Origin of the sequence: Variovorax sp. V213, assembly GCF_041154455.1 — a bacterium.
Classification (GTDB): domain Bacteria; phylum Pseudomonadota; class Gammaproteobacteria; order Burkholderiales; family Burkholderiaceae_C; genus Variovorax.
The window spans coordinates 1,556,621-1,576,414 of record NZ_AP028664.1; the positions used below are offsets into that span (position 1 = coordinate 1,556,621).

Here is a 19,794-nt window from a genome sequence, read left to right on the forward strand (position 1 = left end):
TTTTTTTCTCCGCGCTTTCCGTTTACGCCGTCAGCGGCGTGAACTGCCGCACATCCACCTGAGCCTGGCTGGAGGCGAACCACGGATCGGGCTCGCCGTCCAGGGCGAACTGCAGCCGCTCCCACAGCGCCTTGCGGCCTTCTGCGTCTTCGAGGATCTTCTTCTTCACATAGTCCAGCCCGACCCGCCCGATGTAGTGCACCGTGCGCTCCAGGTACCAGCCTTCCTCGCGGTACAGCTGCAGGAACGCGCCCGAGTACTCCATCACCTCGGCCGCCGTCTTCACCTTCACCAGGAACTGCGCCACCTCCGTCTTGATGCCGCCGTTGCCCCCCACGTACAGCTCCCAGCCCGAGTCCACCCCGATCACGCCCACGTCCTTGATCCCCGCCTCGGCGCAGTTGCGCGGGCAGCCCGAGACCGCCAGCTTGACCTTGTGCGGCGAATACATCGCCCACAGCGCCCGCTCCAGGTCCTTGCCCATCTGGGTGGAATCCTGCGTGCCGAAGCGGCACCACTCGCTGCCCACGCAGGTCTTCACGTGCGCAGGCTCTTGGCGTAGGCAAAGCCCGAGGGCATGCCGATGTCCTTCCAGACCCCCTCCAGGTCCTCCTTCTTCACCCCCAGGAGGTCGATGCGCTGGCCGCCCGTGACCTTGACGGTGGGAATCTTGTACTTGTCGGCCGCATCCGCGATGCGGCGCAGCTCGTCCGGCGTGGTGTGGCCGCCCCACATCCGGGGAATGACCGAATAGGTGCCGTCCTTCTGGATGTTGGCGTGGCTGCGCTCGTTGACGAAGCGGCTCTGCGGATCGTCCCTGGCCTCCTTGGGCCAGGTCGAGATCAGGTAGTAGTTCACGGCCGGGCGGCAGGTCGCGCAGCCGTTGGGCGTGCGCCAGCCCAGGCCCCGGTAGACCGCGTCGTGGCTGAGCCAGTGTTCCTTGCGGATGGCATCGCGCACGTCCTGGTGGCTCGCGTCGGTGCAGCCGCACACGGCCTTCTTCTTGGGCGTGGCCGAGTAGTCGCCGCCGGCGGTGAACATCAGGATCTGCTCGACCAGGCCGGTGCACGAGCCGCAGCTGGCGCTGGCCTTGGTGTGCTTCTTGACCTCGTCCAGCGTGAACAGGCCCTTTTCCTTGATGGCCTTGCAGATGGTGCCCTTGGTCACGCCGTTGCAGCCGCACACCTCGGCCTCGTCGGGCATGCTGGCGGCCTTGCTGTGGCCCTCGTGGCCGGTGTCGCCGATGTTGGATTCGCCGAACATCAGCTTGTCGCGGATGTCGTGCACGCTGCGCCCGTCGCGCAGCAGCTTGAAGTACCAGCTGCCGTCCACCGTGTCGCCGTACAGGCAGGCGCCCACCAGCTTGTCGTCCTTGATCACCAGCTTCTTGTAGACCCCGCCGAAGGGGTCGCTCATGACGATCTCCTCGGTGCCTTCGCCGCCCATGAACTCGCCGGCGGAGAACAGGTCGATGCCGGTGACCTTGAGCTTGGTGGAGGTGAGCGACCCCAGGTAGCGCCCGATGCCGAACTGGGCCAGGTGGTTGGCCGCGACCTTGGCCTGCTCGAACAGGGGCGCCACCAGGCCGTAGGCGATGCCGCGGTGGGCGGCGCATTCGCCCACCGAGTAGATGCGCGCATCGGTGACGGTCTGCATGGTGTCGGTGACGACGATGCCGCGGTTGCAGTGCAGGCGCATCTGCTCGGCCAGCGCGGTGTTGGGGCGGATGCCCACGGCCATGACGACCAGGTCGGCGGCCACTTCGGTGCCGTCCTTGAAGCGGATGGCCTTGACGCGGCCGGCCTTGCCGTCGTCGGCATCGCCCACCAGCTCCTGGGTCTGGGCGCCGATGCGGAACGTGAGGCCGCGCTCTTCCAGGGACTTTTGCAACAGCTTGCCGGCCACGTCGTCCAGCTGGCGCTCCATGAGCCAGGGCATGACGTGCACCACGGTGACGCTCATGCCGCGCAGCATCAGGCCATTGGCCGCCTCCAGGCCCAGGAGGCCGCCGCCGATGACGACCGCGTGCTTGTGGGTCTTGGCGGTCTCGATCATGTAGTCGGTGTCGGCGATGTCGCGGTAGGCGATGACGCCTTGGAGGTCCTTGCCGGGCACCGGGAGCATGAAGGGGTTGGAGCCGGTGCACATCAAGAGGCGGTCGTAGGCGGCCTCGGTGCCATCCTCGGCACGCACGATGCGCTTGACGCGGTCGACCTCGACCACCTTCTTGCCCGCGTGCAGGGTGATGTGGTTGTCGGCGTACCACTCCCAGCTGTTGAGCACGATCTCCTCCACGGTCTGCTCGCCGGCGAGCACGGGCGACAGCAGGATGCGGTTGTAGTTGGGGTGCGGCTCGGCACCGAAGACGGTGATGTCGTACAGCTCCGGGGCGAGCTTCAGGAGCTCCTCCAGGGTGCGCACGCCGGCCATGCCGTTGCCGACCATCACGAGTTTGAGTTTCTTCATGGGGTGGGGCCTTTCAACGAATCAAGCAAAGGAAGCACGGGGCGAGCGTGGAAAGCACGCGGAGAATGGCGCCATGAGCTTTGAAGTGGACATCGGCTACAGCAGCCAGCGCGGACCGCGCGAAGTGAACGAAGACTTTGCTGGCGCCGTCAACGCGCCACCCGGCGAGGAGTCGCGCGGACTCATCGCGGCCATTGCCGATGGCGTGTCCACCGGCGGCCGCGGGCTGGAGGCGTCGCAGACCACGGTGATGGGGCTTTTGGCCGACTACTTCGCCACGCCCGACACCTGGGAGCCGACCGCCGCGCTCGACCGCCTGGTCGCCGCGCAGAACGCCTGGCTCGCCGATCACAACCGGCGTCGCCAGGGGGGGGGTACGGCGCTCACCACCTTGACGGCGCTGGTGCTGCATGGCCAGAGCTACACGCTGGCGCACGTGGGCGACACGCGCGCATGGCGCGTGCGCACCGACGGCGAGCCGGCCATGCTGCTGACCCAGGACCACGCCTTCGAGCATCCCGACATGCGCAGCCGGCTGACGCGCGCCATCGGCCTGGACGACCAGGTGCGCGTCGACTACGTCGAAGGCGACGTGCGCGTGGGAGACTGCTTCGTGCTCACGTCCGACGGCGTGCACGGCGTGCTCAAGCCGCAGCGCCTGGCCGAGCTGGCCCTGCAGGGCGGTGCCGAGGACGCGAGCGAAGCGCTGGTGCAAGCGGCGCTCGATGCCGGCACGCGCGACAACGCGACCGCATTGGTCATTCGCGTCGTGGGCCTGGACGCGCGGCAGCTGGACGACGAGCTCGGCGACGGCCGACGCCTGGCGCCGCCGCCGTTCTTGAAAGTGGGCGATGCGCTCGACGGCTATGTCGTCACCGGCCTGGTGGCCGACACCGGCGTGCACCTGCTGTACCAGGCGCGCAATGCGGCCACGCGCGAGCTGGTGGCGCTCAAGACGCTGCACCCCTCGCGCGCCAGCGATCCGCAGGAGCGCGCCATGCTCGCGCACGAAGCCTGGCTGGGCCAGCGCGTGGGCAGCGGCGGATTCGTGCGCGTGCATGAGCGGTCCGAGAACGCCAGTGCGCTCTACATCGTGTTCGACTGGCACGGCGGGCGCACGCTGGAGCAGATGCGCAAATCCGGCGCCCGCGGCACGGTGGCCGAAGTGGTCACGGCGGCCATCGAGGTGACCAAGGCGCTGGGCCGGCTGCACCGCCATGGCGTGGTGCATCGAGACATCAAGCCCGCCAACCTGCACCTGGGCGATGACGGACGATGGCGCATCCTCGACCTTGGCGTGGCGCTGTCCGGACGCGAAGGCTCGGCCCAGCGGGAGCTGCATGCCGGCACGCCCAGCTACATCAATCCCGAGCAATGGGAGGGCGCCCATGCCGACCCCGGCAGCGACCTGTTCGCACTCGGCGCCACGCTGTACCAGTGGCTCGGCGGGCACTTGCCCTACGGCGAGATCGAGCCCTACCAGGTGGCGCGCTACCGGCGCGATCCGGTTGCGCTCTCGCGCCTGCGGCCCGACGTGCCCGTGTGGCTCGACCACCTGGTGCGCAAGGCCGTCGCGCGCGATCCGAGGGAGCGCTTCGAAACCGCCGAAGAAATGCTGCTCGCCCTGGAGCGGGGCGCTTCCCGCCCCGTCAGCGCACCCGCCGCCACGCCGCTGATCCGCCGCGATCCGGCTGCGCTCTACAAGATCGCGCTGGCCGTGTCGCTGCTGTTCAACGCACTGCTCGTGGTGTGGCTTCTCTTCCTGCCACGCTGACGGCGAGCGGAGGAAGGTCATGGGCGTGCCGCTTTCCGTGGGGGGACGTACTTCTTCGTTTCCGCCGGCTGGGGCGAGGTGCGCGCACGGCCGCCTTTTTCGGCCCAGGTGCGGGTCCAGCGGATCTGCATGACGCGCATCACGCCCAGCATCACCAGCGAGAGCGCGCCGAAGAACACGAAGCCCCAGACATAGCTGCCCAGGTACTGCTTCGACAGGCCCATGGCGTTGGGCACCAGGCCGCCGCCCAGCGCGCCGATCTCGCCGATCATCGAACCGGCCACCGCGGTGCTCGTGGGCCAGCGCAGCGGCACCAGCTGGAACAGCGCGCCGTTGCCCGCGCCCAGCGCGGCAAAACACACGATCAGGAGCAGCGTGGTGAGCGCCAGGGAGGACGACGAGATGCCCACCAGCACCAGGCCGAGAGCCACCACCAGCAGCACCAACGTGAGGGTGTTGACGCCGCCCCAGCGGTCGGAGATCCAGCCGCCCACGATGCGCACTGCGGCGCCCATGAAGGCGGCCAGCATCGTGAGCTGCCCGGCCTGCACCTTGCTCACGCCGAACTGGTCGTAGTAGTAGGACGGCAGGAAGGTGGTGAGGCCGATGAAGCCGCCGAAGGTCACGCCGTAGATGAGGCTGAACACCCAGCCGTCTTTTTCGAACAGGCAGGCGATGTGCTCGCGGAAACTCGCGTGGCTGTCGACGTCGGGCGGCTCCTTGGCAAACACGATCATCACGATCATCGGCACCAGGATGGCCGCGGCGGCCACGCCGTACACCGCCTGCCAGCCGAGCCACTGGGCGAGCGGCGGCGCCACCAGCACCGACACCGCGGTGCCCACGTTGCCGGCGCCCACCAGGCCCATGGCCAGGCCCTTGTGCTGCGGCGGGAACCAGCCCGAGCCCAGCGACAGCGCCACGCCGAAGCTTGCGCCCGCGATGCCCAGCAGCACGCCCATGGCCAGCAGGTCGTTGAAGCTCTTCACGAAGAAGAAGCCGAAAAGCATGGCCACCGCGATCAGGCCCATCTCGACCAGCGTGGCGTTCTTGCGGCCGATGTACTGCGACAGGATGCCGAGCGGAAAGCGCATCAGCGCGCCCGCGATGATGGGCACCGACAGCATCAGGCCCTTCTGCGCGGGCGAGAGGTCGAAGGTCTCGCCGATGAAGGGCGCCATGGCACCGTTCAGCACCCAGATGCAGCAGGAGAACGAGAAGTACAGAAAGGCCGAGAACAGCGTCGGGCCGTGGCCTGATTGCAAGAAGGTCCTGAAACTGGACATGGCGTTCAATCGTGCGAAATGCCGCGGCGCAGCTCTTCGGGAGCCGTGTCGACGGACGGGGTTGGGGCGGAGTGCCGGCAGCGGACGCTGTCGGCGTAGGGGTGCGTTCCGGCATGGGCAATGCCGGGACGGATGCAGGAGCCTGCAGCTTCACCAAAGCGGTGCTTCGTTACACCGCACCCCGATTGATGCAAGAGGCGTGCCTGCGTGAGCGGGCAGGCGTGGCCTATGCTTCCGGTGCCCTCAACCGCTTTGCCATGATGTCCCTTCTCGTCGTCCTGCCCAATGAATTCGCCGACCCCGCGCCGTTGCCGCAGCCATTGCAGCAGGCGCTGGCGGATACCGGCGCCGCCGCCAGCGAGCGGGCCACCTGCCACACGCTGGTGCAGCGGGTGGGGGTGCTTGCACCGCAACAGGTGCTGGCCTGCCTGCCGGCGCCGGCAGCGGCGCATCAGCTGCAGGCGCTGTTCGATGCGCTGAAGGAATGGAACGGCGCCCCGCCGTGCGCATTGAGCCTGGTGAGCGCGCCGCTCGACGGCGCGCAGCACGAAGCGCTGGTTGCGCTGGGCGTGCATGCGTGGCTGCCGCTCGATGCGATCGACGGCGCTTCGCTGGCCGGGCTGACCGCCCGGGCGCAGGCCCGCTGGCAGCGCGAAGCCGTGTTGCGGGCGGAACTCGACGGCCTGCGCACCCGCATGGACGAGCGCAAGTGGGTCGATCGCGCCAAGGGCCTGCTGATGTCCGCACGGGGCATCGGCGAGGACGAAGCCTTCGGCCTGCTGCGCGGTGCCGCCATGCATGCCAACCTGAGGCTGGGCGAGGTGTCGCGCTCGGTGATCGAGGCCGCGCAATGGGCCGATGCCATCAACCGCGCCGGACAGCTGCGCATGCTCTCGCAGCGGCTGGTGCGCGTGGCGGCGCAGCTGCTCGCCGGCATCGACGTGCAGCGCGCGCGGGTCCTGCGCACGCAATCGACCGAGCGGGTGCAGCAGAACCTGGATCATCTGGCCACTCTGGATCTGGGCGCGTCCGGCGTGCAGGCGCTGGGCGAGGTGCGGACGGCCTGGGATGGATTGGCCGCCTTGCTGGCCGCGCGGCCGGTGCCCGAGGGGCTGGCCGAGATCGATGCGCGTGGCGAGGCCTTGCTGTCGGCCGCCGAGGCCATGACGGACGCGCTGGAAGCCTCCGGCGCGCGGCGCGCGCTGCGCATCGTGAACATCTGCGGCCGCCAGCGCATGCGCGCGCAGCGCCTGGCGAAAGACGCCTTGCTCGCTTCGACCATTGCGGCAGAGGCTTCGCGCGGCCGGCTGCTGCCGACCATGAACGAGTTCGAGGCCGCGCTGGGCGAACTGGAGCGCGCGCCCCTCAGCTCACCCGAGATCCGCGCTGCGCTGGTTGCCGCGCGCGACGAATGGCTGCACCTGGTGGGCGGCGTGCAGGCGCTCGACAGTCCCGAGGGCCGGGCGACACTGGTGCGTTCCAGCGAAGCGCTGGTGGACACCTTCGAGCGCCTCACAGCCTGGTACGAGCACAGCCTGCAAGTCATCATGTCCTGACTCCGGTTGTGCGGCGCCTGTTGTATCAGGCTGCAACCTTCTCCACGTGCGCCTGGCGCGTATAAAGGAAGTCGATCACCGCCTTGCGGGCGTGCACGTAGACGGGGTCTTCGGCCAGTTCGACACGATTGCGCGGACGGGCGATGTCGACCGTCAGCACTTCGCCGATGGTGGCGGCAGGGCCGTTGGTGAGCATCACGATGCGGTCGCTCAAGAGCACCGCCTCGTCCACGTCGTGCGTGACCATGACGACGGTGCTCTGGGTCTTTTGCACGATGGCGAGCAACTCGTCCTGCAGCTTGGCGCGCGTGAGCGCATCGAGGGCGCCGAAGGGCTCGTCCATCAGCAGCACCTTGGGTTCCATCGACAGCGCGCGTGCAATGCCGACGCGCTGCTTCATGCCGCCCGATATTTCGCCAGGGCGCTTTTGCGCGGCCGGCGTGAGGCCGACCATCGCGAGCGCCGCATCGGTGCGCGCGCGCAGCTGCGCCTTGTTTTCGGTGGCGGCAAACACGCGTTCGACCGCGAGGTACACGTTCTCGAAACAGGTGAGCCAGGGCAGCAGCGAGTGGTTCTGGAAGACCACCGCGCGCTCCGGGCCCGGACCCTTGATTTCCCGGTTCGCGCACAGCAGCACGCCTTCTGTCGGCGTGGTCAGGCCGGCAATGAGGTTCAGCAGCGTCGACTTGCCGCAGCCCGAATGGCCGATGAGCGTGACGAACTCGCCCTTGGCCACGTTCAGGTTGATGCCCTGCAGCGCCAGGAAGCGCCCCTTGGGCGTCTTGAAGGCCTGTTCGACGCCGTGGATCTCGATGTACTTCGAATCGTCGTTCATGACTTCACCTCTTCGAACGTGAATGCCGTTGCAAGCTTGATGAGCGCGAACTCCAGCACCAGGCCGACGATGCCGATGACGAAGATCGCGATGATGATGTTGGCGACGTTGAGGTTGTTCCACTCGTCCCACACCCAGAAGCCGATGCCGACGCCGCCGGTGAGCATTTCGGCCGCGACGATCACCAGCCATGCGGTGCCCACAGCCAGGCGCACGCCGGTCAGCATGTAGGGCAGCACGGCGGGGAAGAGGATCTTGGTGAAGATCTTCCATTCGCTGAGGTTGAGCACCTTGGCCACGTTCATGTAGTCGCTCGGCACGCGCTGCACGCCGACGGCGGTATTGATCACCATCGGCCAGATCGAGCAGATGAAGATGGTCCAGATGGCCGCCGGGTTGGCACCCTTGAACACCAGCAGGCCAATGGGCAGCCACGCCAGCGGCGACACCGGACGCAGCAGGCTGATCAGCGGATTGAACATGCGCGATAGGAATTCGAAGCGCCCGATGGCAAAGCCCGCCGGAATGCCGACGGCCGCAGCGAGGCCGAAGCCCAGCGCCACGCGCTGGAGCGACGAGAGCACATTCCAGCCCACGCCCTGGTCGTTGGGACCCTTGCTGTAGAACGGGTCGCTGAACACCGTGAGCGCCTGCTGCCAGGTGGCCAGCGGTGACGGAAAGCCGGTGGTGCTTTTCATGGCGACCAATTCCCAGATCAGCACCAGCAGGCCGAAGCCGGCGAGCGGCGGCAGCACGCGCATCCAGAAGGCCCGCAGATCGATGGGTGAGCGTTGCTTCTGTTCCCTTTCCTTTTTAGGAGGAGGGGCGGGAAGAGGGGCCGCTTCGGTGCGGGCCACGGCCTCGCTCCGGCCCTCTGCCGCACGCGATAGAGGAAGAGAGGCGTCCAGGGGCGAATGGAATACAGCGCTGACCATGATGTGTTTCTCCTCAGGCATGCAGCTTGAAAGACTCGGCGTACTTCTTCGGATCCTTGCCGTCCCACACGGTGCCGTCGAACAGCTTGCTGCTGCGCATCGGGTCCTTGGGTACTGGCGTTTGCGTGGCGGCGGCGGCCTGCTTGTAGATGTCGATGCGGTTGATCTCGGTGGCCACCTTCAGGTAGTCGGGGTGCTCCTTCAGCAGGCCCCAGCGCTTGTGCTGCGTGAGGAACCACATGCCGTCCGACAGGTAGGGGAAGGTCACGGCGCCGCCGTTGTAGAACTTCATGTGGTTGGGGTCGTCCCAGCTCTTGCCCATGCCGTTGACGTAGCGGCCCAGGATGCGCTGGTTGATGGCGTCCACGCTGGTGTTCACGTAGCTCTTGTCGGCGATGGTCTCGGCCATCTTGTTCTTGTTCTGAAGGCCCGTGTCGATCCACTTGCCGGCCTCGATGATGGCCGCGGTGACGGCGCGCGCCGTGTTGGGATATTTCTTGACGAAGTCGCCCGTGGTGCCGAGCACCTTTTCGGGGTGGTCCTTCCAGATGTCCTGCGTCGTGATGGCCGTCACGCCGATGCCGTCCATGATCGCGCGCTGGCCCCAGGGCTCGCCCACGCAGTAGCCGTCCATGTTGCCGACGCGCATGTTGGCCACCATCTGCGGAGGCGGCACCGTGATGTTCTTGACGTCCTTGAACGGGTCGATGCCCGCGGAAGCCAGCCAGTAGTAGAGCCACATCGCGTGGGTGCCCGTGGGGAAGGTCTGGGCAAAGGTGTATTCGCGCTTTTCGCCGGCGATGAGCTTGGCGAGCGAGGCGGCATCCACCGCACCCTTGTCGGCGAGCTTCTTCGACAGCGTGATGGCCTGGCCGTTGTTGTTCAGGGTCATGAGCACGGCCATGTCCTTCTTGGGGCCGCTCAGGCCCAGGTGCACGCCGTAGACGAGGCCGTACAGCACGTGTGCCATGTCGAGCTCGCCGTTGACCAGCTTGTCGCGCACGCCGGCCCAGCTGGCTTCCTTGCTGGGCACGATCTTCACGCCATACTTCTTGTCGATGCCGAGCACCGAAGCCATCACCACGCTGGCGCAATCGGTCAGCGGGATGAAGCCGATCTTCACTTCCTCCTTCTCCGGCTTGTCGGAGCCCTGGGCCCAGACGGCGGCGCGCAGCGCGGGATCGATTCCCACGGCGCCAATGGCGGCGGCTTGCAGTACGCGGCGGCGGCTGAGGCGGGTTTTCAGCAGGTCGGTCATGTGACGGGCTCCGGTTGAAGGACAGACAAAAAAGGAAAAGCAAAAAACAAAAAAGGCGTCCGCACCGCGCAAGGGCTGCTCGAAAACGAGCCCTTGCGGGATGGGGACGCCTTTGTCCGATGTCGGTCGACAAACACCCGCCGTTGGGTGCTGCCTGCCTGGGACCCTTGGGTCCATGTACTACTTCAGCAAACTGTATGCCAGCTTTTCGGGCCCTCAGGTGCTATCAAATAGGCAGCAGAAGAGCGGCTGCCGGTGTGCGGCACGGTGGGCTGGGCCGGAAAGTCGGTTCCGTGCACGAATGTTGTGCGCCGCACCAATTCGAACGCCCGTGCCCGTTTCTTCAGCGTTGGGACGGCTCGGCCACAGGGAGGTAGTCGGCCATGGCGAGCATCGACTCGGCCACGTCGACGAGCCGGCGCTTCTGGTTCATGGCTGTCTTGAGCAGCATCTTGTGGGCTTCGCCCTCGGTCATCCGCCGGTGCGCCATCAGCAGGCCCTTGGCACGCTCGACCAGCTTGCGCTCATTGAGCGAGGCCCGCACGGTCTCGAGCTCGTCGCTCATGGCCTGCAGGCGGCGCGATTGCTCCTGAACCATGTCGAGCACCGAGCGCTCCAGGTGCCGGCCGTACTGGGCGGGCTCGGTGGCCTGGGTGTCGGCGTCGTCGAAGAAGGCCGCGCCTTCGGTTTGGGGCGCCAGGGTGCCAAGCACCTCCTCGTACTTCTGCAATTCGCTGCGCGCCTGCGTGGTCTTGCGGGCGCAGAGCTCGCGCAGGTCGGTGGCCAGGCGGTCCTCGACGGTCTTCATGGTGTCGATGCGGCGCGTGCAGCTGTCGAACCACGCCTGGCTCAACCGGGGGTCGGGTACGGCGGCCGAAGCCGCCTGGGCCGAGGTCACGCTCATCCGGCGCATGCGCTCGATCTCGGCCGTGGCCGCGTCGGACTGGCTGTGATGCCAGAGCGCCAGCACGCTGCTGCTGGAGAAATCGATAAAGACCTGGAAGCAGCGCTCCTGCAGCTCGATGAGATGCAGCCATTGCTGGCGCTGTGCCTCGTCGCGGCGCCCCACGGCCAGCGAGGCGGCGCCAAACGCGCGCTCCTGGCCTGCGAATTCCTTGCCCTGCATGAAATTGAACATCGCGACCAGGAGGCGCGAGATTTCGGGGTCGGTGGCGCCGTCGGCCGCTTCGAACACCACGGCCAGCAAGCCGGCGACGAGCTTGGCGAATGCCGCGGTGGCCTGCGCGGGCGTCAGCTCGAGCGCGCCGACGCGGCGGCGAAGGGCAGGCAGGCCGTCGAACCCCGGAAGCACCCAGGCAATGCGGCTGAAGAGGCGGGCGCTGTTGCCGGCGGTGGCTCCAGGACGCGCCTCGGTCTGGAGCTGGTCGAATCCAGCGCGTACCGCCTGTTCGAGCGCCAGGCATTCGGCAATCTGAGGATCGCGCTGGTCGGCGAAGCGGACGCCTCGCGAGGCGAGAAAGACGTTGGACATGCCGCGCTCCCGCTGCAGCGCATGAACGAGCCGCGCGATCAGGCCGACCAGGTCGCTGGTGCGCGCGAGCTGGTCCAGCTCGTCGATTTCGCACTTTCTGGCGGCGATCAGAAAACTCAGTCCGGATTTCATGAGGGGAAAGGGAGGGCGACAGGTGTGCTGCAACATCCGTGCCGTGCGGGATTTGCGCCCCGCCTACACTCGCAGGATGCTTCTCCTGGGAATCGAATCCTCCTGCGACGAAACCGGCGTGGCGCTGGTCGAATCGCACGGCAACGCGCTGCCGCTGCTGCGCGCGCACGCCCTGCACAGCCAGATCGCCATGCACCAGGCCTATGGCGGCGTGGTGCCCGAACTGGCCAGCCGCGACCACATCCGCCGCGTGCTGCCGCTGACCGAAACCGTGCTGGCCGAGGCGGGGCGCTCGCTGGCCGAAATCGACGTGGTCGCCTACACGCGCGGGCCAGGCCTCGCCGGCGCCTTGCTGGTGGGGGCGGGCGTGGCCTGCGCATTGGGCGCGGCGCTCGGCAAGCCGGTGCTCGGCGTGCATCACCTCGAAGGCCACTTGCTGTCGCCGTTCCTGAGTGCGGATCCGCCGGAATTTCCGTTCGTGGCACTGCTCGTGTCGGGTGGGCATACGCAGCTGATGCGGGTCGATGGCGTCGGGCGCTACGAGCTCCTGGGCGAAACCATCGACGATGCGGCCGGCGAGGCCTTCGACAAGAGCGCCAAGCTCATGGGCCTGCCGTATCCGGGCGGCCCCTGGCTGGCCAAGCTGGCGGAAAAGGGCAGCGCCACCGCCTTCAAGCTGCCGCGGCCGCTTCTGCACAGCGGCGATCTGGATTTCTCCTTCGCCGGGCTGAAGACCGCCGTGCTGACGCAGGCCAAGAAGCTCGGCACCGCGCTCGAAGCGAACAAGGCGGACCTTGCCGCGTCGACGCAGGCGGCGATCGTCGAGGTGCTGCTGAAGAAGTCGATGGCGGCGCTCGAGCAGACCGGCCTCAAGCGGCTCGTCGTGGCTGGCGGGGTGGGGGCGAACCGAAGCCTGCGCGAGCAATTGAACGCCGCCTGTGCGAAACGCGGCGTGCGCGTGCACTATCCGGAACTGCATCTGTGCACCGACAACGGCGCGATGATCGCCATGGCGGCCGCCATGCGGCTGCAGTCGGGCCTGGCGCAGGCCAGCGAGCGTTATGCCTTCGACGTCAAGCCGCGATGGCCCATGACGTCGCTGATGGCACCCGGGACACCCTCGCAGGTGCCCGCCTAGCCGCAGGACGCGGTGAGCGGCCGAGCGAGGGCACCGGCAGCACGTCGAGCATGTTGCGCCACAGCTGGCGCCACTGCGGCCAGTCGTGGCCGCCTTCGGTCGTGAAGACGCGGCCTTCGGGCAAGGCATCGGCCAGCAGCTTGTGGTTGCTGGCAAAGCGGTCGTCCAGGCCAAAGCCGAGATACAGCTTCGGCAGCCTCTGGGCTTGCTGGGGTTCCAGGTATTGCTTGAACCACGGCCACAGCTTGCGGTCGACTTCCTCGTCGGGCTGCGGGCCGGTGGGGGCCTGCCACGCGCGCAGGCCGCCAGCCTTGAGGATTTCGGCGCCGAGAACGCGCCGCCCCAGATAGGGGGCCAGCGCGACGATGCCGTCGACCGAGCCTGGCCTGGACAGTTCATGGATCAGCGCGCCGAAGCCGCCGATGGAAATGCCCACGAGCCAGATCGACTTGTAGCCCTTGGCCCGCTGCGGTTCGATGACGTCCGCATGCAGGCGCTCGCTGAGCGTCTGGTCGTAGTAGTAGGAAACGTCGGCATCCACCAGCAGCGAATCGGCGGCCAGGTGGCGCTCCCGGACGGCGCTGATGAAGCCTTCGCGCTCGAATTCGTCGGGTTTCAGATAAGCGCCCGGCAGGAAGACCAGGAGCGTCTCGGACCGTTCATTGTCTTTGGCTGGCTTGAGGTGCGTGATCATGGTGTGCCTTGAGGGGGCACCCGAATCCGCACCGCAAGGATTCGGTGCGCTTGCGAGACGCCCACGAAGAAGAAAAATGTGAAAACGTCACATCATGTGACGTTATCCGCTGCCCTATTGTGAATAGGGAGTGCGAATAAAGTCAAAAACAAAAGTTAACGACACTTTCCTCTCGTGGGCTTTGCAAACTCAGTTGATCTGCAACGCCGAGATCTGGCTGGCTGGCACTTTTTTGCCGAGCTTCAGCGTGAGCACGCCATTCTCGAGCTTGGCTTCGCTCGAGGCCACTTCGATGTCCAGCGGCAGTTCGTAGGCGGCCTTGAACTGGCGCTTGGCCTCGGCCTTGCTGTCGATGCGGACCACGGCACCTTCGATGCCGATCGTGAGGTCTTCGCGCGAGAGGCCCGGCACATCGAGGGAAAGGGTCCAGCTCTTGTCGTCCTGTTCGACGAGCGGCGAGCGGCTTGCTCCGGCGAAGGCTTCGTTGACGAAGCGCTCGAAGGCGCGGTCGTACGAACGGGGAGCGAAGCGGGCCGTGCGAAGGGTGGGTGCGAAAAACATGTGAGAACTCCTGAATGAACACAATGGGGACAAGGAATGTGTGTCCCTTACACTGCGCGGCCATTCAATCCTGAGTGCCGCTTGACACCCATCTAGGCATGGCCGCACCCGTTTCAAGACAATGAATCCCCCCTTTATTTGGCGTCGCAAGGCCTTGAAATTTGCGGTGCTGGCGCTATGCGCAGCGCCCTTTGCCGCGCAGGCGCAGACGCCGTCCGCAGCACCCGCGCCCATTCGCCTTGCGTTGATCGAAAGCATGAGCGGCCCGTTTGCCAACACCGGCGAGGCGGTCTTCCGCAACCTGCTGTGGGCCGTGGAGCGCGTGAATGCGCGCGGCGGCATCAAGCTGCCTGGCGGGGCACGGCCGCTGCAGCTTGACCGCTACGACAGCAAGGGGCAGAACGAAGAGGCGCTGTCGGCATTGCGCGCGGCCATGGACGATGGTGCGCGCATCGTGCTGCAGGGCAACTCCTCGGCCACCGCCGCGGCGCTGGTCGATGCCATCGAGAAGAACAACGATCGCGATCCTTCGCGGCGCGTGATCTTTCTCAACTACGCGGCCGTCGATCCGGTGCTCACCAACGAGCGCTGCAGCTTCTGGCACTTTCGCTTCGACGCCCATGCCGACATGCGCGTGGCTGCGCTGATGGAGGTGGTGAAGGACGATGCGGCGCTCAAGCGCGCGTATCTCATCGGGCAGGACTACAGCTTCGGCCAGGCGGTGCTGCGCGAATCGAAGCGCCAGCTGGGCGTGCAACGGCCAGACGTGGAAATCGTCGGGGACGAACTGCACCCGATGGGCCGGGTGAAGGATTTCGCGCCCTATGCCAGCAAGATCCTCGCGAGTGGCGCGCAGGCGGTGTTCACCGGCAACTGGGGCAACGACCTCACGCTGCTGGTGAAGGCGGCGCGCGAAGCCGGATTCAACGGCACGTTCTATACCTTCTATGGCAACGCGCTCGGTGCGCCCGCGGCCATCGGCGATGCCGGCATCGGCCGCGTGATCGCGGTGGCCGACTGGCTGCCCAACGTGCAGACCGTGCAGTCCGAGGCGTTCTACCGCGCCTTCCGCGCGCGCTTTCCGAAGCCGGCTGACGACTACGTGCACATGCGCATGCAGCTGCTCGTGGAGTCGCTGGCGCAATCGATCGAGCGCGCGGGCAGTGTCGAAGCGGTGGCCGTGGCGCGTGCACTCGAGCAGGCCGACGTGAGCCTCTACGGACAGCGCGGCCGCATGCGCGCGGCCGACCACCAGTTTCAGCAGCAGCTCGTGGTCGGCGTGATGGACAAACAGGGCCGGCCGGGTGTGCAGTTCGATGTCGAAGGCTCGGGCTACGGCTTTCGCGTGATCAAGACGATTGCACCCGAACGCGCCGAACTGCCGACCAGCTGCAAAATGAAAAGAATCTAGGAAAAGAAGACATGCGCGAAGCCATTCACAACCTCGAAGCCTCCAAGATCCGCGAGGTTGCCAATGCCGGGCTCGGCCGCGACGACGTGCTCGCGTTCTGGTTCGGCGAAAGCGACGAGGTCACGCCCGAGGTGATCCGCCAGGCGGCCATCGATTCGTTGCAGCGCGGCGAAACCTTCTATGCGCACAACCTCGGCCTGCCCGAACTGCGCGAGGCCATCGCGCGCTACACCAGCATGCTGCATCCGGCGGTCGATGCGTCGCGCATTGCCGTCACCTCCGGCGGCGTCAGCGCGCTGATGCTCGCGGTTCAGGCGCTGGTCGATGCGGGCGACGAGGTGGTCGCGGTCACGCCGGTGTGGCCCAACCTCACGGCGCAGCCCGCGATCCTCGGCGCCCACGTGCGCACCGTGTCGCTGGTGCCTGCCAACGGCGAATGGACGCTCGACCTGGCCGCGCTGCGCAAGGCGGTCACGCCGAAGACGAAGCTGCTGATCGTCAATGCGCCCAACAACCCCACCGGCTGGACCATGACGCGCGAAGAGCAGCAGGCTGTGCTCGACCACTGCCGCGAAACCGGCACCTGGATCCTGGCCGACGAGGTGTACGAGCGCCTTTACTTTGAATCCACGTCGAATGGCTGCGCCCCCAGCTTCCTCGATATTTCCAGGCCCGACGATCGGCTGGTGGTGACGCACAGCTTTTCGAAGAGCTTTCTCATGACCGGCTGGCGCCTGGGCTGGCTCGTGCTGCCGCCCGCGCTGGTCGAGGGCATCGGCAAGCTGATCGAGTTCAACACCTCCTGCGCCAGCGTCTTCACCCAGCGCGCCGCCGTCGCCGCCATCGAGCACACCGCCGAGATCACACCCCGCGTGGTGGCCCATCTGAAGCAGTGCCGCGACACCCTGGTGCCCCTCCTGGCCGCACTGCCCGGCGTGCAGGTGACCCCCGCCAAGGGCGGCATGTACGCCTTCTTCCGCCTCGAAGGCTTCGGCGACTCCCTCGCCCTGGCCAAGCGCCTGGTCGTCGAAGCCGGCCTCGGCCTCGCTCCCGGCAACGCCTTCGCCCCGGAAGCCCAAGGCTGGTTGCGCTGGTGCTTTGCCTCCAAAGACCCACAGCGCCTAGTGCAGGGCGTGGAGCGCCTCAAAACCTGGCTTGCCGCCCAGAAATAGGCGCCTGCCAAAATCGCGCCCGGCGAAGCCAGGGCCGTTCGGGAAACACCGCGGAACCGGCTTTGCCGGGCCGCCGGTGTTGCCCCCTTGAGGGGGAACGAGCTACACGAAGTGAGCGAGATCGGGGGAGGGTTATAATCCCATGGCTTTGCATGCCGCAAGGCGCACGGTGAGGGTAGTTCCAGCGCTCACCGCAAGTCAAACATCCCGGAACAAGGAAACTCAACATGATCGCAGCCTCCATCAAGGCCGAAGTCGTCAAGGACAACGCCCGCGCCGCCAACGACACCGGCAGCCCCGAAGTGCAAGTTGCACTGCTGACCGCCCGTATCAACGAGCTCACCCCCCACTTCAAGACGCACGCCAAGGACCACCATGGCCGTCGCGGCCTGCTGCGCATGGTGAGCCGCCGCCGCAAGCTCCTGGACTACCTCAAGTCCAAGGACGCCGACCGCTATACCGCGCTGATCGCCAAGCTGGGTCTGCGCAAGTAAACCGAATCGCATGAAAAAACGCCTGGGTTAGTCCGCTAGCTCAGGCGTTTTTTACTTCGCGATCCACTTTCGGAGTGCCAAAACAGAGCGAAGCTGTGTCATTCCAATGAAGTTCCCGCCGAGCTTCGCTGGAATGGCATCGTGTTCTGAGAAGCCTCCGTCCCTGCGGAACCTGTACCGAATACAGGTGTTTCGCTATCAAAACAGGAGCAAAACATGAGCCTCTTCAACAAAGTCACCAAGTCCTTCCAGTGGGGCGACAAGACCGTCGTCATGGAAACGGGTGAAATCGCCCGCCAAGCCAGCGGCGCCGTGGTGGTCGACATCGACGGCACCGTGATCCTCGCGACCGTGGTGGCCTCCAAGACCGCCAAGCCGGGCCAGGACTTCTTCCCGCTGACCGTCGACTACATCGAGAAGACCTACGCCGCGGGCAAGATTCCCGGCAGCTTCTTCAAGCGCGAAGCCAAGCCCAGCGAACACGAAACCCTGACCAGCCGCCTGATCGACCGTCCGATCCGCCCGCTGTTCCCCGAGGGCTTCCTGAACGAAGTGCACGTGGTCATCCACACGCTGTCGCTCAACCCCGAAGTCGACGCCGACATCGCCGCCATGATCGGCGTGAGCGCCGCGCTGTCGATCTCCGGCATTCCGTTCAGCGGCCCGATCGGCGCTGCGCGCGTGGGCTACATCAACGGCCAGTACGTGCTGAATCCGGGCCAGACCGCCCGCAAGGATTCGCAGATGGACCTCGTCGTTGCCGGCACCGAAGCGGCCGTGCTGATGGTCGAATCCGAAGCCCTGCAACTCAGCGAAGAAATCATGCTGGGTGGCGTGGTGTTCGGCCATGAGCAAGCCAACATCGCGATCAACGCGATCCATGAACTCGTGCGCGACGCCGGCAAGCCGGTGTGGGACTGGCAGCCGCCGGCCGAAGACGAAGCCTTCGTCGCCAAGGTCAAGAGCCTGGCCGAGGAAAAGCTGCGCGCCGTCTACCAGATCCGCAGCAAGCAAGCCCGTACGCAGGCCCTGCGCGAAGCCAACGCCAGCGTGATGAACACGCTGAAGGAAAGCGGCGAGCCCTTCGATGCCGGCAAGGTCAACGACCTGCTGTTCTCGATCGAAGCCAAGATCGTCCGCAGCCAGATTCTTTCGGGCGAACCCCGCATCGACGGCCGCGACACGCGCACCGTGCGTCCCATCGAGATCCGCAACTCCGTGCTGCCCCGCACCCACGGCTCGGCGCTGTTCACGCGCGGCGAGACGCAGGGCCTGGTCATCACCACGCTCGGCACCGAGCGTGACGCGCAGCGCATCGACGCGCTGGCCGGCGAGTACGAAGACCGCTTCCTGTTCCACTACAACATGCCTCCCTTTGCCACCGGCGAAGTGGGCCGCATGGGCTCGACCAAGCGCCGCGAAATCGGCCACGGCCGCCTGGCCAAGCGCGCGCTCGTCGCCGTGCTGCCGACCAAGGAAGAATTCCCGTACACCATTCGCGTGGTGTCGGAAATCACCGAGTCGAACGGCTCCTCGTCGATGGCTTCGGTCTGCGGCGGCTGCCTCTCCATGATGGACGCCGGCGTGCCGATGAAGGCCCACGTGGCCGGCATCGCCATGGGCCTGATCAAGGAAGACAACCGCTTTGCGGTGCTGACCGACATCCTGGGCGACGAAGATCACCTGGGCGACATGGACTTCAAGGTGGCCGGCACGACCAACGGCATTACCGCGCTGCAGATGGACATCAAGATCCAGGGCATCACCAAGGAAATCATGCAGGTCGCACTGGCCCAGGCCAAGGAAGCACGCATGCACATCCTGGGCAAGATGCAGGAAGCCATGGGCGAGGCCAAGACCGAGGTGTCGCAATTCGCGCCGCGCCTGACCACGCTGAAGATCAACCCCGAGAAGATCCGCGACGTGATCGGCAAGGGCGGCGCGGTCATCCGCGGCCTGCAGGAAGAAACCGGCACGACGATCAACATCGACGAAGACGGCACCATCACCATCGCCTCGACCGATCCGGAAAAGGCGGAGTTCGCCAAGCGGCGCATCGAGCAGATCACGGCCGAGGTCGAAATCGGCAAGGTCTACGAAGGCCCGGTCACCAAGATCCTGGACTTCGGCGCGCTCATCAACCTTCTGCCCGGCAAGGACGGCCTGTTGCACATCAGCCAGATTGCGCACGAACGCGTCGAGAAGGTGACCGACTATCTGAGCGAAGGCCAGATCGTCAAGGTCAAGGTCCTCGAGACGGACGAAAAGGGCCGCGTCAAGCTGTCCATGAAGGCCCTGACCGAGCGTCCGGCCGGCATGGAATTCCAGGAGCGTGCACCGCGTGAAGACCGTGGCGACCGCGGTGATCGCGGCGGCGAGCGCCGCGAGCGCTCGGACCGCGGCGACCGCGGTGGCGATCGTGGCGAACGTGCGCCGCGTTTCAACAACGAGCAGCAACAGCAGCCGCGCAACGAGCAGCCGCAGGCGCCCGTTGGCGAGCAGCAGTACGCACCGCGCGAACCGCAAGAGTAAGTAGAGAAGAAGGGCGCAACGGCGGCCATGCCTGCCGTTGCCATCTTTTTGAACAGCT

At 66.4% G+C, this 19,794-nt stretch carries 14 protein-coding genes and 1 pseudogene; 7 read left to right on the forward strand and 8 right to left on the reverse strand.

Annotated features, from left to right (window positions below; genetic code table 11):
* Nucleotides 1-22 precede the first annotated feature (22 nt).
* Nucleotides 23-2,466 (reverse strand): annotated as a pseudogene (gene nirB / locus ACAM55_RS07530) (nitrite reductase large subunit NirB).
* 73 nt (nucleotides 2,467-2,539) lie between these two features.
* Here nirB and ACAM55_RS07535 point away from each other — a divergent pair.
* Nucleotides 2,540-4,240, forward strand: a complete 1,701-nt coding sequence (locus tag ACAM55_RS07535; RefSeq protein WP_369655413.1) for a protein kinase — start codon at nucleotides 2,540-2,542, stop codon at nucleotides 4,238-4,240.
* 17 nt (nucleotides 4,241-4,257) lie between these two features.
* Here ACAM55_RS07535 and ACAM55_RS07540 read toward each other — a convergent pair whose 3' ends face one another.
* A complete protein-coding gene (locus ACAM55_RS07540; protein WP_369655414.1) occupies nucleotides 4,258-5,526 on the reverse strand; it encodes a nitrate/nitrite transporter in 1,269 nt (422 codons plus the stop codon).
* Nucleotides 5,527-5,783: 257 nt separating this feature from the next.
* On the opposite strand from ACAM55_RS07540, the gene ACAM55_RS07545 reads away from it, so the two are divergent.
* A complete protein-coding gene (locus ACAM55_RS07545; protein ID WP_369655415.1) occupies nucleotides 5,784-7,082 on the forward strand; it encodes an ANTAR domain-containing protein in 1,299 nt (432 codons plus the stop codon).
* A 25-nt stretch (nucleotides 7,083-7,107) separates the two neighbouring features.
* Here the strand turns inward: ACAM55_RS07545 and ACAM55_RS07550 are convergent, their stop codons facing one another.
* The 4 genes from ACAM55_RS07550 to ACAM55_RS07565 form a co-directional block, all read right to left on the reverse strand.
* Nucleotides 7,108-7,917 carry an ABC transporter ATP-binding protein gene (locus ACAM55_RS07550; protein WP_369655416.1) on the reverse strand — a complete coding sequence of 270 codons (810 nt, stop codon included), beginning with the start codon at nucleotides 7,915-7,917 and terminating at the stop codon, nucleotides 7,108-7,110.
* The gene (gene ntrB, locus ACAM55_RS07555; protein WP_369655417.1) at nucleotides 7,914-8,852 is read right to left on the reverse strand and encodes a nitrate ABC transporter permease; all 939 of its coding nucleotides are present in this window, start codon (nucleotides 8,850-8,852) and stop codon (nucleotides 7,914-7,916) included. The genes ACAM55_RS07550 and ntrB overlap by 4 nt, the downstream gene beginning before the upstream one ends.
* Before the next feature lie 13 nt (nucleotides 8,853-8,865).
* Nucleotides 8,866-10,110, reverse strand: coding sequence for a CmpA/NrtA family ABC transporter substrate-binding protein (locus ACAM55_RS07560; protein WP_369655418.1), 1,245 nt, complete (start codon nucleotides 10,108-10,110; stop codon nucleotides 8,866-8,868).
* Between the two features lie 343 nt (nucleotides 10,111-10,453).
* The gene (locus tag ACAM55_RS07565) at nucleotides 10,454-11,734 is read right to left on the reverse strand and encodes a nitrate- and nitrite sensing domain-containing protein (RefSeq protein ID WP_369655419.1); all 1,281 of its coding nucleotides are present in this window, start codon (nucleotides 11,732-11,734) and stop codon (nucleotides 10,454-10,456) included.
* A gap of 76 nt (nucleotides 11,735-11,810) precedes the next feature.
* Here ACAM55_RS07565 and tsaD point away from each other — a divergent pair, with 76 nt between their 5' ends.
* Nucleotides 11,811-12,872, forward strand: coding sequence for a tRNA (adenosine(37)-N6)-threonylcarbamoyltransferase complex transferase subunit TsaD (tsaD, locus tag ACAM55_RS07570; protein WP_369655420.1), 1,062 nt, complete (start codon nucleotides 11,811-11,813; stop codon nucleotides 12,870-12,872).
* Here tsaD and ACAM55_RS07575 read toward each other — a convergent pair.
* Entirely contained in the window at nucleotides 12,808-13,566 is a 759-nt protein-coding gene (locus tag ACAM55_RS07575) for an alpha/beta hydrolase-fold protein (protein ID WP_369655421.1), read from the reverse strand. The genes tsaD and ACAM55_RS07575 overlap by 65 nt on opposite strands.
* 189 nt (nucleotides 13,567-13,755) lie before the next feature.
* The gene (locus ACAM55_RS07580; protein WP_369655422.1) at nucleotides 13,756-14,127 is read right to left on the reverse strand and encodes an Hsp20/alpha crystallin family protein; all 372 of its coding nucleotides are present in this window, start codon (nucleotides 14,125-14,127) and stop codon (nucleotides 13,756-13,758) included.
* Between the two features lie 121 nt (nucleotides 14,128-14,248).
* Between ACAM55_RS07580 and ACAM55_RS07585 the strand changes: the two genes are divergently transcribed.
* The 4 genes from ACAM55_RS07585 to pnp all read left to right on the forward strand — a co-directional run bounded on the left by ACAM55_RS07585 (nucleotide 14,249) and on the right by pnp (nucleotide 19,736).
* On the forward strand, nucleotides 14,249-15,538 hold the full coding sequence (locus ACAM55_RS07585; protein WP_369655423.1) for a branched-chain amino acid ABC transporter substrate-binding protein: 1,290 nt from the start codon (nucleotides 14,249-14,251) through the stop codon (nucleotides 15,536-15,538).
* Between the two features lie 11 nt (nucleotides 15,539-15,549).
* The gene (locus ACAM55_RS07590) at nucleotides 15,550-16,710 is read left to right on the forward strand and encodes a pyridoxal phosphate-dependent aminotransferase (protein ID WP_369655424.1); all 1,161 of its coding nucleotides are present in this window, start codon (nucleotides 15,550-15,552) and stop codon (nucleotides 16,708-16,710) included.
* 227 nt (nucleotides 16,711-16,937) lie between these two features.
* Nucleotides 16,938-17,204 (forward strand): 30S ribosomal protein S15, encoded by a 267-nt coding sequence (gene rpsO, locus ACAM55_RS07595; RefSeq protein ID WP_007837783.1) that lies wholly within the window; start codon nucleotides 16,938-16,940, stop codon nucleotides 17,202-17,204.
* Between the two features lie 216 nt (nucleotides 17,205-17,420).
* The gene (pnp, locus tag ACAM55_RS07600; protein WP_369655425.1) at nucleotides 17,421-19,736 is read left to right on the forward strand and encodes a polyribonucleotide nucleotidyltransferase; all 2,316 of its coding nucleotides are present in this window, start codon (nucleotides 17,421-17,423) and stop codon (nucleotides 19,734-19,736) included.
* The last annotated feature ends 58 nt before the right edge of the window (nucleotides 19,737-19,794 follow it).

Coding starts and splice junctions, on each gene's coding strand:
- ACAM55_RS07535 (WP_369655413.1), top strand. CDS start 2,540: ATGAGCTTTGAAGTGGACATCGGCTACAGCAGCCAGCGCGGACCGCGC.
- ACAM55_RS07540 (WP_369655414.1), bottom strand. CDS start 5,526: ATGTCCAGTTTCAGGACCTTCTTGCAATCAGGCCACGGCCCGACGCTG.
- ACAM55_RS07545 (WP_369655415.1), top strand. CDS start 5,784: ATGATGTCCCTTCTCGTCGTCCTGCCCAATGAATTCGCCGACCCCGCG.
- ACAM55_RS07550 (WP_369655416.1), bottom strand. CDS start 7,917: ATGAACGACGATTCGAAGTACATCGAGATCCACGGCGTCGAACAGGCC.
- ntrB (WP_369655417.1), bottom strand. CDS start 8,852: ATGGTCAGCGCTGTATTCCATTCGCCCCTGGACGCCTCTCTTCCTCTA.
- ACAM55_RS07560 (WP_369655418.1), bottom strand. CDS start 10,110: ATGACCGACCTGCTGAAAACCCGCCTCAGCCGCCGCCGCGTACTGCAA.
- ACAM55_RS07565 (WP_369655419.1), bottom strand. CDS start 11,734: ATGAAATCCGGACTGAGTTTTCTGATCGCCGCCAGAAAGTGCGAAATC.
- tsaD (WP_369655420.1), top strand. CDS start 11,811: ATGCTTCTCCTGGGAATCGAATCCTCCTGCGACGAAACCGGCGTGGCG.
- ACAM55_RS07575 (WP_369655421.1), bottom strand. CDS start 13,566: ATGATCACGCACCTCAAGCCAGCCAAAGACAATGAACGGTCCGAGACG.
- ACAM55_RS07580 (WP_369655422.1), bottom strand. CDS start 14,127: ATGTTTTTCGCACCCACCCTTCGCACGGCCCGCTTCGCTCCCCGTTCG.
- ACAM55_RS07585 (WP_369655423.1), top strand. CDS start 14,249: ATGAATCCCCCCTTTATTTGGCGTCGCAAGGCCTTGAAATTTGCGGTG.
- ACAM55_RS07590 (WP_369655424.1), top strand. CDS start 15,550: ATGCGCGAAGCCATTCACAACCTCGAAGCCTCCAAGATCCGCGAGGTT.
- rpsO (WP_007837783.1), top strand. CDS start 16,938: ATGATCGCAGCCTCCATCAAGGCCGAAGTCGTCAAGGACAACGCCCGC.
- pnp (WP_369655425.1), top strand. CDS start 17,421: ATGAGCCTCTTCAACAAAGTCACCAAGTCCTTCCAGTGGGGCGACAAG.